The following is a 14,471-nucleotide window of genomic DNA, read 5'->3' as shown; positions in this document are numbered from 1 at the left end:
TGGTCAGGTGTGCCGCATACGTAATCATTGAAGGAGTGGTTTGTGTGATATTGCACCTATCCCTCCAAAATCCGCGACGAAGTCGCTGCTGTTGGCTTTAGATCGCTTGTCGATCACCCCGTCACTTGTTTCATGTGACTTAGTAGTAGGTAGTAATCTAGATCTTAAAAGAAAAGATACTAAGGGTCTCCGCAGGTCATTAGCACCAAGTGCTGCAGCGATTCTTTGGTACAGCTCGTGGGGAATATTGCTTGTTATGGGACAACGAAAAGGGTTGTGATGACAATGAGTGGGGCTTTCAGTTACAAAATTAAGGGAAAATTTTTGAGTTGCTATTGAAGGTGGCATTTTGATTCATTAACCTTCAACAAAAATCATGAATCAAACAAAAACTGAAGCTTTACCACAAATCAATCTAAATGATCTAACCCCACCATGTCCTTATAGTGGTGGCATACTAAAGCTCAAAAATGAGTGGGTATTTGCCGACTATGACATGTCGATTCAAGAAATACGCTTGATCTACTATGTTATTAATCGGTTCGATGTGTCGGTATATTTTGCTAAAGACGGAAATTTTATGTCTTCGGCGGAGTGCGATGCGATCCACAAATATGGAAGCGTTGAAAATCGCTCTATATTGCTTCCTCTTAAAGACATGCACAACGCCATATCTTGTAATAGCAAGAGCAAGTCGTACAGCCCGATAGTTAATGCCGCTTATTCACTGGTTAACAAACAAATCAAGTTAAACAATCAGGATAAGTCCTCTGAGGTGATAGATGTGCTGAAGTCAGCATCAATCGTGAAATGCCCAGATACCAAGTTAAAATGCCTGTTACTCACTTTCTCGATAGAATTCATGCCGTTTATCATCGGGGTGAGAGGATACAAGAAAGTAGACATAAATCATGCCTTTAAATTTGAATCATCAATAGCAGTGCGCTATTACCACTGGATGCTTCACTGCCTCAAAGGCAAGCAAAAAAATAGTTTTCCTATCGACATTAATACATTGAGAAATCGGCTTGCACTTGAAGGCGGTATCAAGGAAAAGCACTTTTATAAACGAATGATCGAAAAGCCTCTTAAAGAAGTGATGAAGTTGACAGACCTGAAGGTTACCGTTGAAACAATCGTCAATAAACAAAAAAGAGGTCATCCTCTCCAACGGGTTATTTTTAAGGTGGAGAAGCAATCGGTGAAGTTATCCGCCACCTAAAAAATTTCATATACTTCAAGTAAATGAATTTTTTTGATCTGAAAATATCTACCATTAACCGAGTTCTTGTACAGCTCATAGATGATGACAAACTCAGGCTGAAGTTGTTTAGTACCATCCATGAGCTGAATAAATTGCTTGAAGATTGTGACCGAAAATCTATAGCAATACGCAAAGCGGTCATTCGAGAAATGTTGGAAGATAGACTTCAAACAGATCGAGAGTTACGTTTGATCGTGTTGAGGCTACGCACCGAAGCTCGCAAAGAATTTTTGAATGCAATGAAGAGAGAGCAAGATTCTCTGTGGATCTACTACTTGCTAATGATTAAGGCAGATCTATTGACACCTAAATACAAGAAGAGCTTCTAATTTTTCTGAGAAGTGTCGCGCGCCCAGTTTCGTATGAGCCTAGGCTTACACTCATTTGGGCGTGAGTTGTGTTGATTAGTTTAGTCTGGTGAAAAATAATGAACGGAATACAACTTCACGGCTTTGAGGAATGCTTAAAATGAGTAATGTTAAAAAAGAATTATATATTGAAGATCTTAAATTTGAAGCTGCGCTATGGGCTATAAATAAACACAATAAATACAAGGTTAAAGGTGAGCCAGATTCGGCTCTGGAAATCTACTACAGCTTTGGGGATTACTTGGATGGTGAGAGCCTAGACACAGTAGTCGTAAACCTCAAAGATCGTATCGATTTTTTAAACAACATGTTTAATGATGCTAGAGCCATTAAATTTGCCGAAGACCATTTAGTAATTAACGATATCTAAAGTGGTCGCTTTCTTGGGTGAAACCCCGAGCACAATCGCAGATTGTATAGTGAGTACACAATCTTCGATTGTCGGGGGATTGTGTATACATGTGGAGAATGTGTATTCTTTTATTAAAAAGAGTATATGGCAACGACAATATTACGGTTTGAAAAGATCAAAAATATGGCGAACATCCGCCAATGTGGAGCGCATCAGTTCCGCCATCACCTAGACACCCCAAATGCTGACTCAGCGAAAAAATCGAGAAACCACACCTTCTTCGGCAGCGGTAATCTAAGCAAAGACGTCCAGTCTCGATTGGAACGACTCACTAAACCACCACGTAAAAATGCAGTGTTAGCGATGGACGCTCTTGTGACTCTTTCGCCTGAACTTCTGAAAGACAATAAGAACCTTAATATATGGGCAAATCGAACCAGAGACTGGCTCAAAGAGCGGTTTGGTGACAACGTGGTGAGTGCGGTGGTGCACCTTGATGAGTTGAGTCCCCATATGCATTTTACTGTTGTCCCTATCGATGAAAAGCCTGATGGTAGAATAGTTTTAAATGCGCGAGACCTGTTTAACAAATGGCAGTTAGCAGACATGCAGCGCAGTTATAATCAAGCCATGCGTAAGTACATTCCAGATATCATTCCACCCCGACATGGCTGTAAGGCAAGTCATACCACTATTAAAGCTTTTTATGCCGAAATAGAAGAAATCAGAGAAAATTTGCGTCAGCATTCTCAAGTTATCGCCACCGATGTGAAGGCGAACTTAGTGGACGTAACTAAGCTGCATTTTATAAGCCTTATAGAACGTTGTGTCCAAGAAGTAGAGGGTAAGTTGGGGTGTCAGTTGGAGGAACCCACTAGAGCACAGCTAATCTATGACTATCAACTGACTGTAGAGAAAGAACTCTCCAACATGCTTAATTCAGAGGTTATTTTTGAGTTATTAGATAAGAACATACAGGTATCAGCTAAGAAAACACATCCCAAGCTAAGATGACAAAGTATGAATGGTTTTAGAAGGGTGGCTATTGTTACTTTTCGACCACTCCTAAATTTCATGTAGTTATCGATTAGTATGGTCAAGTCTTTTAATAATGCGCCGCCCATAATGTGCCTCTAGGTATTCAGGTAGAAAAAAGGATGCCAGTTGGCACCCCTTTTATTATCAATGTGAGCAATTATTTTGTTCGTGGTGGAAGTGCGTTAATTGCCGCTTCAAGATCTTCTGTCTTGGTGCCTATAGGTAGGTTGTAGTGCGTGTACAGTACGTCATCAGCATGGTCACTCCATACGCCGTCCCAACCGAAGCCTCGGAAGTGCTGATAGTCAGGCCATCTTAGATTTAGATTATCAGGCTGTTTAAATGAATCGCCAAAGTTCACCCACCCAAGTGCGTGAGCAAGCTCGTGAACAATCAGGAGTTTTGGTGCAGTACATTTGTCATTTTCATCAGGGAGGTGAATCCATCCGAAACCTTCATCGGTTGTGAATTCGTTGTTGCCATTAACCAAGTGGTAGCCTATATTACCTCGCGGGGTAGCTGCCCAAGATCCGCAGTAGAAGCCTTCGCCCTTATCGGACTCCGTGCCAGTTGAAATGATAATTCCGCCTCTTGCGTTGTGCGTATTTTCCGCATCGGAGTAGCGGTTGTCATGGTTTGTAGGCCATGGAAAACTCTCTTCAGGTATCGAGACTTTCGTCATGTATTTACCTTCTGTATCTACATCTTTGAACATTGGACGACCAACCACATCTTCTATGTGCGCAATGGCTTCAAATATTGCATCTGGTATGGGCTTATCTACCCCGTCAGGGTCGTTGAAGAAGATTTGGATCAAGTCATCACCTTCAGCTTTGTAGCGCGATAATACACCTTGAGTTGGTGGATCACTTGGGTCAAGTGCGCATAGAGCTACACTGGTAGTGATTCCGTTCTCTTCATCATTCTCATCTAAGGGGTAACAAAAATGGCGATCACCGTCATGGCCTTGCCTTGTGTCGTAGCTATCAAGGTCTAGAGGGTAATTGTAGTCGTGAATGACACGAAGTTCAGTAAAGTGGTTGTTGTTCAGTGCTGTCAAGATTTCAAGCACTGACTCTTTGGGTGGTTTGTCATCACTGCTATCATCTTTACAGCCGATTAGGGCTGTCGCTGTGAGCGCTATCAGCGCACAATGTTTTAACTTCATACTCATTCTCTTTGGATAATTAATTTGGGTGTTTCTTAACTACACTGACAGCACCTAATAGTTTGATATTAACCATTAGGTTATAAAGCGAATGCATATTAATTTATTGTCACATCATGATACAAAGCAAAACATGTAACCATTTGTTTATAAGAGAATTATCATAAAATGCGCGAATGAAACTTAGTCAATTAAGATTATTTTGTGATGCTAAATTTTATTCTGATTTGGAGGGAAGTGTTCGCAACCATCGGCATACGCGGAGCTTTTCAATATTTTCTGAGAGCACAGAAAGTTGGATGCTCTTACCGTATCGACCATAGGTCAATGTCTGTTTACTGTGGCCTACAAGCTCGCTAGTGATGTACTCTTCTACGCTCGCTTGTTGAAGCTCGTCAATAAAAGTATGCCTTAAGCTATGCAATGTAGGTCGTGTTTTTTCGATGAAGCCACACTGGTTAAGCACTTTGCTAAATCGCAGAGCGAATGACTTTGACCAATCTTTATCAATACCGATTGGCTTGAAGCCAAACAGGTTTACTTGTTGGTGCTCTACACGGTTATTAACGTAGTCAATAAAGCCTAGTTCGATCAAGCATGAATGCAGCGGTACAATGCGACTCGCATAGTGAGATTTTAAATGTCGATCATCACCTTTATCGTTGATATCAATGCACCAAATCCCCTCTTTTTGATATACGTCGTTTGTCTTTAATTGACATATTTCACCTGATCTTGCCCCAGTGTAAAGAAGCAAAAAAGGAAGCCAAAAGTTTTCTTTCATGACTTGTGTGTCAGTGTCTAAATCTGGAACTCTAGTAAAGTTTTGATGTTTAAAGAGCGTATCAAGTTGCGTATTGCTCCAGCGATTTCGCTGAGAAGACGGTTTGGCTTTGGCGCTAGCAGGAATCTTGATCATTAACGAAGCAAGGGGATTGGTGGCTATTACTTGCTTTCTTCTTAACCATTCACAGAATTGTTTTGTTGCAGAAAGGTACTCTTTCTTAGTTTTGTAGCTATTTTTCATATTTAGCAACGTATCCTCATAACGTAAGGAATCATTGTAAGTGAGTTGCTTTAAAGGCTTGTCTAACAGTTTGATGAAGTGGCTAATTCTGGTTTTCAACAATGATATCGAACTATAACGTATTTCGCTTTTCTCTTTAAATTCAAGAAAGTCATTTAAATAGGTTGTATTGGCCTTTTCTGGGAGTTGCTTAGGCTTATGGGGTACTACACCCTTAAGCGTATCTCGTGAAGCAGTAGAGGTGCTATTAAAACTTCTATTCTGTAGATGTTTAACTCTACTACGGAGTGCTTGTATAGATTCAGGGGAGTATGGGGAGCTTGATTGTGTCTTGATCCAAGGCCTCACGATGTGCAACACCATGACTGAACGGTCTATTGCTTCAGAACGATTTTTAGTGTGGAGCGAGAATCGGATTTCGCTTGGATAGCCCAAAGCTTTAAGTCGGGCAGGTAAGCTAATTCTGGTGTAGTAATTGGAGTTGCGGTTCTTTGTTAGATACATGATCGTGACACCTGTTAGGATCATGCAAAAAATCGTAGACAAGAAAAAAGCCCAAGTCTTTGTAAATCAATGACTTGGGCTTTATAAAAGTGGTGGAGGGATAGGGATTTGAACCCTAGAACCGCTATTAACGGTTGCCGGTTTTCAAGACCGGTGCTTTCGACCACTCAGCCATCCCTCCAATGGCGCGTATAATATAAGGGTGGCTTTCGCTTGTAAATACCCTTATTAACTGACTGCTTTTTTTATGAACGCTTTTTGGTGTTTTTGTTCTGAATGATTATTTATTGTTCGGTTTATTAAGAAGCCGACAAAATCTAATATTCAATAAGCCAAGTATTCCCAACTTTTGTTATACGTGAAGTGTTTCTGTGCTATTAAAAAAGAAAGTATCTAATTGGCTTGCAGGTAAAGTTATGAGGGGAGTGGCTTAGGCGCATGAACTTTTAGTTTAGAACGGTGAGATCGGAATTTAAAACTAGGTATAAAGTGAATGGGTTTGAAACTGGGACTGTAGAGAGTTTTGTTAGATGAGCTTTATATTTTAAAAAGCTTCAGATGCAAAAAAGCCGCTGATTTCTCAGCGGCTTTCTTTAAAGTGGTGGAGGGATAGGGATTTGAACCCTAGAACCGCTATTAACGGTTGCCGGTTTTCAAGACCGGTGCTTTCGACCACTCAGCCATCCCTCCAGTGGCGTGAATAATATAAGGGGTGGAGGATCTTGTAAACCCTTAATTTTCATAATTTTGTTTTGTTGCTTGTTTTCTAATCATTCACGGCAATAAAAAAGGGAAGCCATTGGCTTCCCTTTGCTGTTTGCTGATTATTTAGTCATTTTTTGTGTAGAAACGCTGTAGCTCTGTCAGGCCTTGCATCAACACAGGTAAGCGAGGGCTTACGTTTTTCAGGCGCTTGTAATTTTGGTCGTACAATTTGTAGTTACCAAATTTATCCAACACCGTTGTTTGCTGGTCAGTAACAAGAGCAAGTTCACGAGAGTCGCCCGCGAGAATCCACTTTCTGTTACGTTCATTAAACAGGCTGCGACCACTACTGAAATCTGTTGGGTTCGAAGATACACCCAATAGCTCTTGCATCAGTGTTACTGACACGTCTAGATGACTAGAACGGTGGGTGTATTCAGAAGCAGACTTGCCAGGCCAGCTGATAAACAGTGGTACTTGTAACTGATAACGACTGTAGTTGGAGTTTGCACCCCAGCTGTTGGTTTTGGTTTCGTTAAACTCAGTACCGTGGTTAGAGGTAATGATAACCACCGTGTTATCGGCAAGCTCTAAGCGTTCCAGTTCAGCGTAGATAGTTGCTAGCTGAGCATCGGCCGCTGTCGCCGACTTTTGATAGTCTGCTGCAAAACGCTCTGCTGTCGTTAGCGTAGAGTCCGACTCTGAACTTGAATCGTAGCTGGCGAAGTTATCCAGTGTGGTTAATTCAATAAAGTTAAACCAAGGGCGTTTAGCTTGCGGTGATTGAATCCAGTTAGACCAAGCTTTTATGGCACTCTGGTCATCATAAGTTGCTTGCTCTGGCATCACATCACGGCCTCGGAAGATGATATCCGAGTACAGTGCATCACTAAAGTTGTCGCCACTGAAAGCAGCGAACTTGTAATCGTGATTCTCTAAAACATCGAGCAATACTGCGCTTGACCCCTGAGCTTCAATGCTGCTTGCGTAGCTGCTCGGTAGGCCGTAGAACAAGCCAAAAATACCAAACATATCGTTACTTGAACTGTAGTGGTTGGTGAAGTTGATCGACTGTTGTGCGTAGGCATAGCTGTTTGGCATCGCTGTCGCATTAAGAGCGTCAGAGCGAAGGTTGTTCACACTCACCATCAGGATATTAAGATCATCACTGCGGCGGTTGTATTGAATTTTTTCTAGCGGGTAGCTAACTAGGTTTACATTCTCTTTGTTCGCTTCTAAACGCTCAAGGTACTCTTCACGGTCTAATAGGCCATGTTTTTCCATAAAGCTTTTCGCTGTCATTGGGTAAGACAGTGGGAAGTTCGCTTTCTGGCTAGTAATTGGGTTATAGAAGTACGCATCAGCCCACATGTAGGTCAAGTGGCTGCTGATGAAACACAAGAAGAAGACGGCAGTAATCGGACGGCCAATGTGTTTATGAGACAGTTTACGCTGCTTACGCCAAACCCACTCAGATAGACCGAGTTGCAGCAAGAAGATAAGCGGCATAACAATGAAGAGGTGCTGCAAATCAGACGTGAATGCAGATTCCTCTCCACTGAATAAAACCTCCCACACGACAGGCGTCAGGTGGAGGTTTATATTTTGATACGTTTGAGTATCAATCAGTAGGACAGTTAAACCTATGGTCGCGAAGATAACGGCAACCAAACGTAATAACTTCCTCGACGGAAGAATAAAAGTGAGCGGGAACAGCACTAATAGATAGAGCGCGAACACTAAAAAGCCAAAATGACCAACCCACGATGCAGCCAAATAGAATTGGCCTAGCAAGGTTTCTGGCCAAGCAGATTGAGTAATATAACGAGTACCAATCAACATCGCAGCAATGATGTTGAAAAATGCAAACCAGTGACCCCAACCAACCAGTCGAGATACACGATCGCTATATGAGTTTGCGCTGTCTACCATTTATAATTCTTTTATCCGTCAATCAAATTTAGTGAGACTTTTTATCTTCAAGAGAAGAAATTAAAGCCTCGGCAAATTTTTCAGCAATTCCTTTGCGTTGTGAAGCAGCAACATTCTGATTTAAGACATTGGTTGCGATATTTCCAGCGATCATCAGTGAAAGTTCTGGCGAAGCTTTGTGCTTAGTTAGTACAGCACCTACTTCAGCTAGGATTTTTTCAACTTGATCATCTGTGTATTTAGATATAATCGGCATAAGGACTCTAATAATGATAGTAAAAGCGGCTTATGATAACCTACTATGCACGACAACTGAAACCTGAACGGTAATATTTTCACTATGAGCCTTCACCTTTCCAACGTAATTTTACACCAGCTGAGCAAGAACGATCAGGATGAGCTGATTGTTAACTATCGTGCTGAATCTCTAGAAAACGATGCTTCATCTGAAAGCCTAGTTGCTGAACTTCACCGTGTTTTTAATTCAAAAGCAGGCAAAGGGTTTGGTTCTTTCAAATCTGACAGCGAATTCCAGCAGTGGTTGCATCAACTTCGTGCTGGTGAGACAAACTTTTACGATTTTTCTCAAAAGAGTGCGCAACGTCTAAAAGATGAACTATCAAAGTACCCATTCGCTGACGAAGGTATCTTGGTAATGGCTGAATATCAGTCACTTGCAACAGATTATCTTTTCATTGGTTTATTGCCTTCAAACCAAAGCCTAAAGGTAACTGAAGGGCTTGATATTAGTGCGACTGACTACCTTGATATCTCAAAAATGGATATCGCGGCTCGTCTAGACCTTTCAACTTATGAGACTGATAAAGAGTCAAACCGTTACTTAACTTACATTAAAGGACGTGTTGGCCGTAAAGTCGCGGATTTCTTCTTAGATTTCTTACAAGCTGAAGTTGGTTTGGATGCGAAACAGCAGAACCAAGTACTGATGCAAGCGGTAGAAGACTTCGTTTCTGACTCTAAATTAGAGAAAGAAGAAGCGATCAGCTACAAAAAGCAGGTTGCGGATTACTGTAACGAGCAGCTTAAAGCGGGCGATGAAGTACAAGTTCGTGAACTTTCTGGTGAGTTGCCAGCAAGCACAGATGGCACAAGCTTCTTTGACTATACTAGTGAGCAAGGCTACGAGTTAGAAGACAGCTTCCCAGCCGATCGCGCAACTATGCGTAAACTAACAAAATTTGTTGGTGCTGGTGGCGGTTTGAATGTTAGTTTTGATAGTCTGCTTCTAGGCGAACGTATCTTTTACGATCCGGAGACAGACACGCTAACGATTAAAGGCACTCCACCGAACTTACGTGACCAACTGACTCGCAATAAGTCATAGTCCGAAGTTAACGGATAAAAGCGGCAGCAGGACGTTGTCGCTTATTTTGTGCTTAATCTTTTAGCTACGGTCATGGCTTCAAGTTAACACGCACAAGGAATATAGATGGAACAATCAGTAGCAAAGCCCAAACGCTTTAAAAAACCAGCCACCTTTTTGGTTGTGCTCTTGGCTCTGTGGTTACTTCCTTCATTGGCTCTTCTTAATCTAAGCCGTTCCTACACCAATTCTCTAGCTCAAATCGAAGAGCTCGGTATTCGAGTCAACGAATTGAGGCAATCGCTTTATTTCTCAGAACCGCTTCGAGTCTCTCGTATCAATGATCTCGCACTCGATGCTCAGTTGGTTTATTCGATCCGACTGCAGATTGAATCTGATTTCCAACACGCCTTGTTTCGTCCTGATGTCAACCAACTGTTGTACGTAGCTGATCAGTTCCTAGAAAAGTTCGATGAGTTCATTCCAATAGAAAGCCAAGTTCAAGACATCGTTGATAACATTAAGATCTTACGTGCTGATAAAGAGCTTTCCCCTCAGCTAAAACCGCTCCTCAACGAATTCGGTGTTGTGGTATTTGAAGCCATGTATTCTGAAAATCAAAGTTCGTCAGCGACTTATCGCGCCTTTGATTCCATTCTAGAAAAATCTTATTCCTTAGAAAACGAAGAACAAGATGCACTCCAACAACTACTGGCTGATGCGTCAGCATTGTTGAGTGATTACGCTCAGCTTAACTATTTGGTTGATAAGATTAAGAAAAACTCAGTAAATGAACAGATCATAAAACTCGAAGCTGAGTTCCATGATCGTCAATTCAACCTATTGTTGGTGATGCTAGGCTTAAGCTTGGTGGCGATGAGCGGGATAGTGTTTTGGGGCGTTAGGTCCACAAAAACGATGAAAGAAGCAGACCAAGAACTCAGCTCTGAACTAGAAATTAATTCAAGTAAGGAAGACGCTTCTTATAGCGATGTTGTTTCCTCAGCAGTGAAACAAGCAGATAGTGACGCTTATGTATCCGAGAACAGGCCAACGCGCCAGTCTTCCGGCTCTCAACCTCCGCAGAGCGTTAACGTTACAAGCCAACCCGTTGTACCGCAATACTCTATTCAGCAAGTCCCTGAACAGGCGCCAGTAGTAGAGAAACACGTTGCCAGTGTGACAGATTCAAAGCCTGCGATTGATATCGAAGACATGTTAGAAACGCTCGATGGTGATGCTGAGTCTGTCGAACTCTTGCTTGGTGTGTTTGTACAAGACCACGCAGGTGACTACGAGAAGTTTAAGTCTTTGTTGACCAAAGATGAAACCTCCGCGGCTCGCATTGTACATAGCTTAAAAGGCGTGGCTGGCAGTATTAAAGCGTCTCGGTTAGCCATCATTGCCGCAACCATTGAAATGACAATGAAGCAGTCCAGAGCGATCAGTGAACATGATTTAGCTGAACTAGAGCAGGCTATAAAAGCCTCTGTGGATTCTGCTCATGAATATTTAGACAGTCAGCGTTAACTTTTACAGGATTTTTGACAATACTCTGACGAAGCGCTCATACAATCAGCGCCCTTAGTCTTTGTCAGAGGTTTATATGTTACGAGTTTCGAGTCGAAGTTGGATGGTGTTGGTGCTTAGCATTGTGCTAAGTGGTTGTTCTCTCTTAGAAGTTAAGTTAGATAGTCAAACGACGCCTCTCACTCAACAAGAGTTAAATGCTCGGCTCATGACGCGTGAATACGCCAAGATGTTTTTTACACGAGTAGAAGACTCGGCTGATTTAATCGCGCAATTTTATCCTGCTGATGACACTTTACATCAATCTTATGTGTTGCTTTGGAAGATCCATGCAGAGCAGGGATTACAACAAGCGGCTTACCAAACTTCCCCAATGTCTGCGTTAATTGACTCGTGGGTTTTCACTGCCCAAATGAATCAGTTTTATAGCCAAGGCGACGGCGCGGATCTGTTCGCGACGGATGATGCAGTAGAGACCGCTCGTTTTCTTGATCAAGAAGCCGAGAAGCTGGCAAAGGGTGTATTGAGCTCGAGTGATTTCAAAAACAGCAAAGCGTTCGTTGCGCAGTTTTCTGCTAGCCACCCATTTAAAGACCTCACATTCAGAAGCACACCTGCTTACCGTGAATGGCTAAATTACCTTGGTAAAGACGAATCGCAAATCGTTCAGAGCTTAGGCACCATGCCAGAAGCAATGAGTGACGCATCTGATCGTTTAAGCCTTATGGCTGACCAGACACCAAAACTGATGTCGTGGAAAGCGGAGTTGGTTGCATTGAATAGCTCACTAACGGGTGAAGACCTATCGATGACGCTGGAAAGCCTTCGTCAAACATCAGCAAGCATGCAAGACTTCATTGAGAACAATCCGGAGTACATGCAAACACTGGCTTCTATTATGTCGACAGAAATGCAACCATTGCTCAACGACCTCAGTGATAAAACCGACCAAAAATTAGCGATGCTGAGTGATGAACGTGTGGCATTAGAAAAAATGGTGACACGTGAGAGAGAAGCTCTAGTAGAGATGATTGCGAAAGAGCGCATCGAGATTGCCGGCATTGTGACTTCAGAAAGAGAACTGTTCACGCAAGACCTTGATCGCGTCTCTCAAGAGGTGGTGGTACTGGCGATTGATAAGCTAATGGAGTTAATCAAAGGTGTGATTATCTACTTCATCCTGTTTATCTTAGTAGTGTTCTTTGCACCGTTAGGCATCGGTTACTGGTTGGGTAAACGAACCGCCAATAAATAGATAAATAAGTAAATCAGCAGATCAAAAAAGAGCGCTCTAGGGCGCTCTTTTTGCATTTATCCATTAACGTTTTGAGTTACGTTCGAAAGCGTTAGCTCCTGAACTTAAGCTTGTTGCTTGCTTAACTCGGTCGCTTCTTCAGCTTCAAACGCTGGTGCTGTTGGTTCACACTTATCAACGAACCAACCCATGTAAGATGTCACGATAGTCACGATGATACAGATGAAGCTTAACCACATGAACGGTGCGTAAGACAGCGTCGCAACACCAAGAATACTCGCCATGTAGATACCGTTATCACTCCAGGGAACCATACCCGACGTTAGCGTGCCACCAAACTCAGCATTACGAGATAGGTTCTTACGCTTGTAGCCTAAACGGTCGTAGTTTTTCGCACAGATTTTTGGCGTAAGGATTAACGATACGTACATTGCAGAACCGAACACGTTACCCATGAAGGCCGTACCAATTGTGCTCGTCGCTAGTGAGCCTGCGCTGTTTACGCGGCGCTCAAACACCTTAGCGATTGTCTCTAGTACGCCCACTTTATCCAGTAAGCCACCGAAACCTAGACCAAATACGATAACCGCAACTGAACCTAGCATTGAAGACATGCCGCCACGGTTAAGAATCGAATCAATAAACTCTACGCCAGATGAGATTGAGAACGGTGCCCAAGCAGTGTTGAATGCCGTTAGGAAGTCGATATCTTGGATCATGACTGCCCAGATAATACCCAGCAGAGAACCAAAACTGATGACCGGGAATGAAGGCATACGGAAAGCCAACAGACCAAGCACGATAAGTACCGGAACGAATGAGTAAGGCGTGATGTAGAACTGAACTTCCATTGCTTTGATTACAGAGTCTACTTGGCTCATGTCAACGTTGCCCGCGTAGTGGAAACCAAACGCAGTAAACATGATGCCTGTAATCACGTAGCTGATTAACGCAACTGGAAGCATGCCCTTGATGTGTTCAACCACTTCAACACCAGACATTGAAGAAGCCAGAATCACTGAATCAGAAAGAGGAGACATCTTGTCACCGAAGTAACAGCCTGACAGCACGGCACCTGCAGTAATCGGTGCTGGAACACCTAGGCCTTGGCCGATACCCATCATCGCGATACCTGCTGTACCCGCAGCACCCCAAGAAGTACCGGTCGCCAATGCAGTTAGAGAACAGATGATCATGGTCGCTAAAAGGAAGATAGAAGGGTGGATAGCTTTCAGACCATAGTAAATGATAGTAGGTACGATCCCGCCTGAGATCCAAGTACCAACAAGAGCGCCAACGGCTAAAAGTATTAAAACCGCGCCTAAGCCATTGGATATTCCTTTGAGTGCTGCTTTTTCTAAGTCTTTGTATTGGTGTCCAAGACGAATACCAAGAACCATGATAATGAACCAGCCAATATACAAGGCAAGTTGAATTGGAAGGTCAAGCTTTGCAGTAAAGGAAAAAGCAAGGGATAGAAATAGTCCTAACGCGATGAATACCTGCAATAGGTTCGGTAGGCGAGTTTTACTCTGCTTCATAAAAGCCTCTTGTGATTTCGAGCATTTATAGTGCTTCGTTATAGTGTGTGGTGCAAAACGGACACTACAGTAATTAGTTTATTATATCGAAAAAATACGCCCAAGTTGTGATATTTGACTGTTAACTCAATCAATTGTGGTTTCATAATCTAAATTTTTGTTACATTCATGATTGTTACATGTTGAAATCTGTCGCACGTTGTTTTCGTTTTGTAAAATAAAACTCTGATTAACCTTGGTTTAAAAGAGGGATTTACTGTTTGTGATGAGCGTCGATTGAATCGACTTTGGCGATGTAAATGTTTGAATTTGACGATAATGGACGCTTAATCAATGAGGTGGAGATGGAATGTCGATACAGAGATAACTGCACGATTCATTACGTTCACTTAAAAGAAACGAAAAAGTTACACTTTTTGACAAAAAGCACTTGAGTTCTGTTTCTGAAAAACTTATAGATGGG

The 14,471-nt window shown here is 42.4% G+C and carries 11 protein-coding genes and 2 tRNA genes; 6 read left to right on the top strand and 7 right to left on the bottom strand.

Annotated features, from left to right (window positions below):
- The first annotated feature begins 376 nt into the window (after positions 1-376).
- The 3 genes from AB4138_RS04625 to mobV all read left to right on the top strand — a co-directional run bounded on the left by AB4138_RS04625 (position 377) and on the right by mobV (position 2,998).
- On the top strand, positions 377-1,222 hold the full coding sequence (locus AB4138_RS04625; protein WP_372305126.1) for a replication initiation protein: 846 nt from the start codon (positions 377-379) through the stop codon (positions 1,220-1,222).
- Between the two features lie 510 nt (positions 1,223-1,732).
- Positions 1,733-2,002 carry a hypothetical protein gene (locus AB4138_RS04620; protein WP_372057220.1) on the top strand — a complete coding sequence of 90 codons (270 nt, stop codon included), beginning with the start codon at positions 1,733-1,735 and terminating at the stop codon, positions 2,000-2,002.
- A gap of 126 nt (positions 2,003-2,128) precedes the next feature.
- Positions 2,129-2,998, top strand: a complete 870-nt coding sequence (gene mobV, locus AB4138_RS04615) for a MobV family relaxase (RefSeq protein WP_372158522.1) — start codon at positions 2,129-2,131, stop codon at positions 2,996-2,998.
- Positions 2,999-3,179: 181 nt separating this feature from the next.
- Here mobV and AB4138_RS04610 read toward each other — a convergent pair whose 3' ends face one another.
- The 6 genes from AB4138_RS04610 to AB4138_RS04585 all read right to left on the bottom strand — a co-directional run bounded on the left by AB4138_RS04610 (position 3,180) and on the right by AB4138_RS04585 (position 8,614).
- Positions 3,180-4,190, bottom strand: coding sequence for a hypothetical protein (locus AB4138_RS04610; protein WP_372305123.1), 1,011 nt, complete (start codon positions 4,188-4,190; stop codon positions 3,180-3,182).
- A 217-nt stretch (positions 4,191-4,407) separates the two neighbouring features.
- Complete coding sequence (locus tag AB4138_RS04605) at positions 4,408-5,721, bottom strand: tyrosine-type recombinase/integrase (protein ID WP_372057226.1); 1,314 nt, start codon at positions 5,719-5,721, stop codon at positions 4,408-4,410.
- A 90-nt stretch (positions 5,722-5,811) separates the two neighbouring features.
- Positions 5,812-5,902 (bottom strand) — tRNA-Ser (locus tag AB4138_RS04600).
- Positions 5,903-6,320: 418 nt separating this feature from the next.
- A tRNA-Ser gene (locus tag AB4138_RS04595) sits at positions 6,321-6,411 on the bottom strand.
- 138 nt (positions 6,412-6,549) lie between these two features.
- The gene (locus AB4138_RS04590) at positions 6,550-8,358 is read right to left on the bottom strand and encodes a DUF3413 domain-containing protein (RefSeq protein WP_017065981.1); all 1,809 of its coding nucleotides are present in this window, start codon (positions 8,356-8,358) and stop codon (positions 6,550-6,552) included.
- 28 nt (positions 8,359-8,386) lie between these two features.
- Entirely contained in the window at positions 8,387-8,614 is a 228-nt protein-coding gene (locus AB4138_RS04585) for a YejL family protein (protein ID WP_004734063.1), read from the bottom strand.
- 84 nt (positions 8,615-8,698) lie between these two features.
- Here AB4138_RS04585 and yejK point away from each other — a divergent pair, with 84 nt between their 5' ends.
- From yejK to AB4138_RS04570, 3 genes are all read left to right on the top strand, one after another.
- Positions 8,699-9,703 carry a nucleoid-associated protein YejK gene (yejK, locus tag AB4138_RS04580; RefSeq protein WP_017061190.1) on the top strand — a complete coding sequence of 335 codons (1,005 nt, stop codon included), beginning with the start codon at positions 8,699-8,701 and terminating at the stop codon, positions 9,701-9,703.
- 105 nt (positions 9,704-9,808) lie between these two features.
- A complete protein-coding gene (locus AB4138_RS04575; RefSeq protein WP_372305120.1) occupies positions 9,809-11,212 on the top strand; it encodes an Hpt domain-containing protein in 1,404 nt (467 codons plus the stop codon).
- Between the two features lie 76 nt (positions 11,213-11,288).
- Positions 11,289-12,467 carry a hypothetical protein gene (locus tag AB4138_RS04570; RefSeq protein ID WP_017061188.1) on the top strand — a complete coding sequence of 393 codons (1,179 nt, stop codon included), beginning with the start codon at positions 11,289-11,291 and terminating at the stop codon, positions 12,465-12,467.
- A 104-nt stretch (positions 12,468-12,571) separates the two neighbouring features.
- Here the strand turns inward: AB4138_RS04570 and nhaC are convergent, their stop codons facing one another.
- Entirely contained in the window at positions 12,572-14,008 is a 1,437-nt protein-coding gene (nhaC, locus tag AB4138_RS04565; RefSeq protein WP_017063453.1) for a Na+/H+ antiporter NhaC, read from the bottom strand.
- Positions 14,009-14,471 lie beyond the last annotated feature (463 nt).

The sequence above is a fragment of the Vibrio sp. 10N.286.52.C3 genome, assembly GCF_041468865.1.
In the GTDB taxonomy this organism is placed as follows: Bacteria; Pseudomonadota; Gammaproteobacteria; order Enterobacterales; family Vibrionaceae; genus Vibrio; species Vibrio crassostreae_C.
Note: the sequence above shows the minus strand (reverse complement) of the source record. Positions and strands in the feature narration are given on the sequence as shown.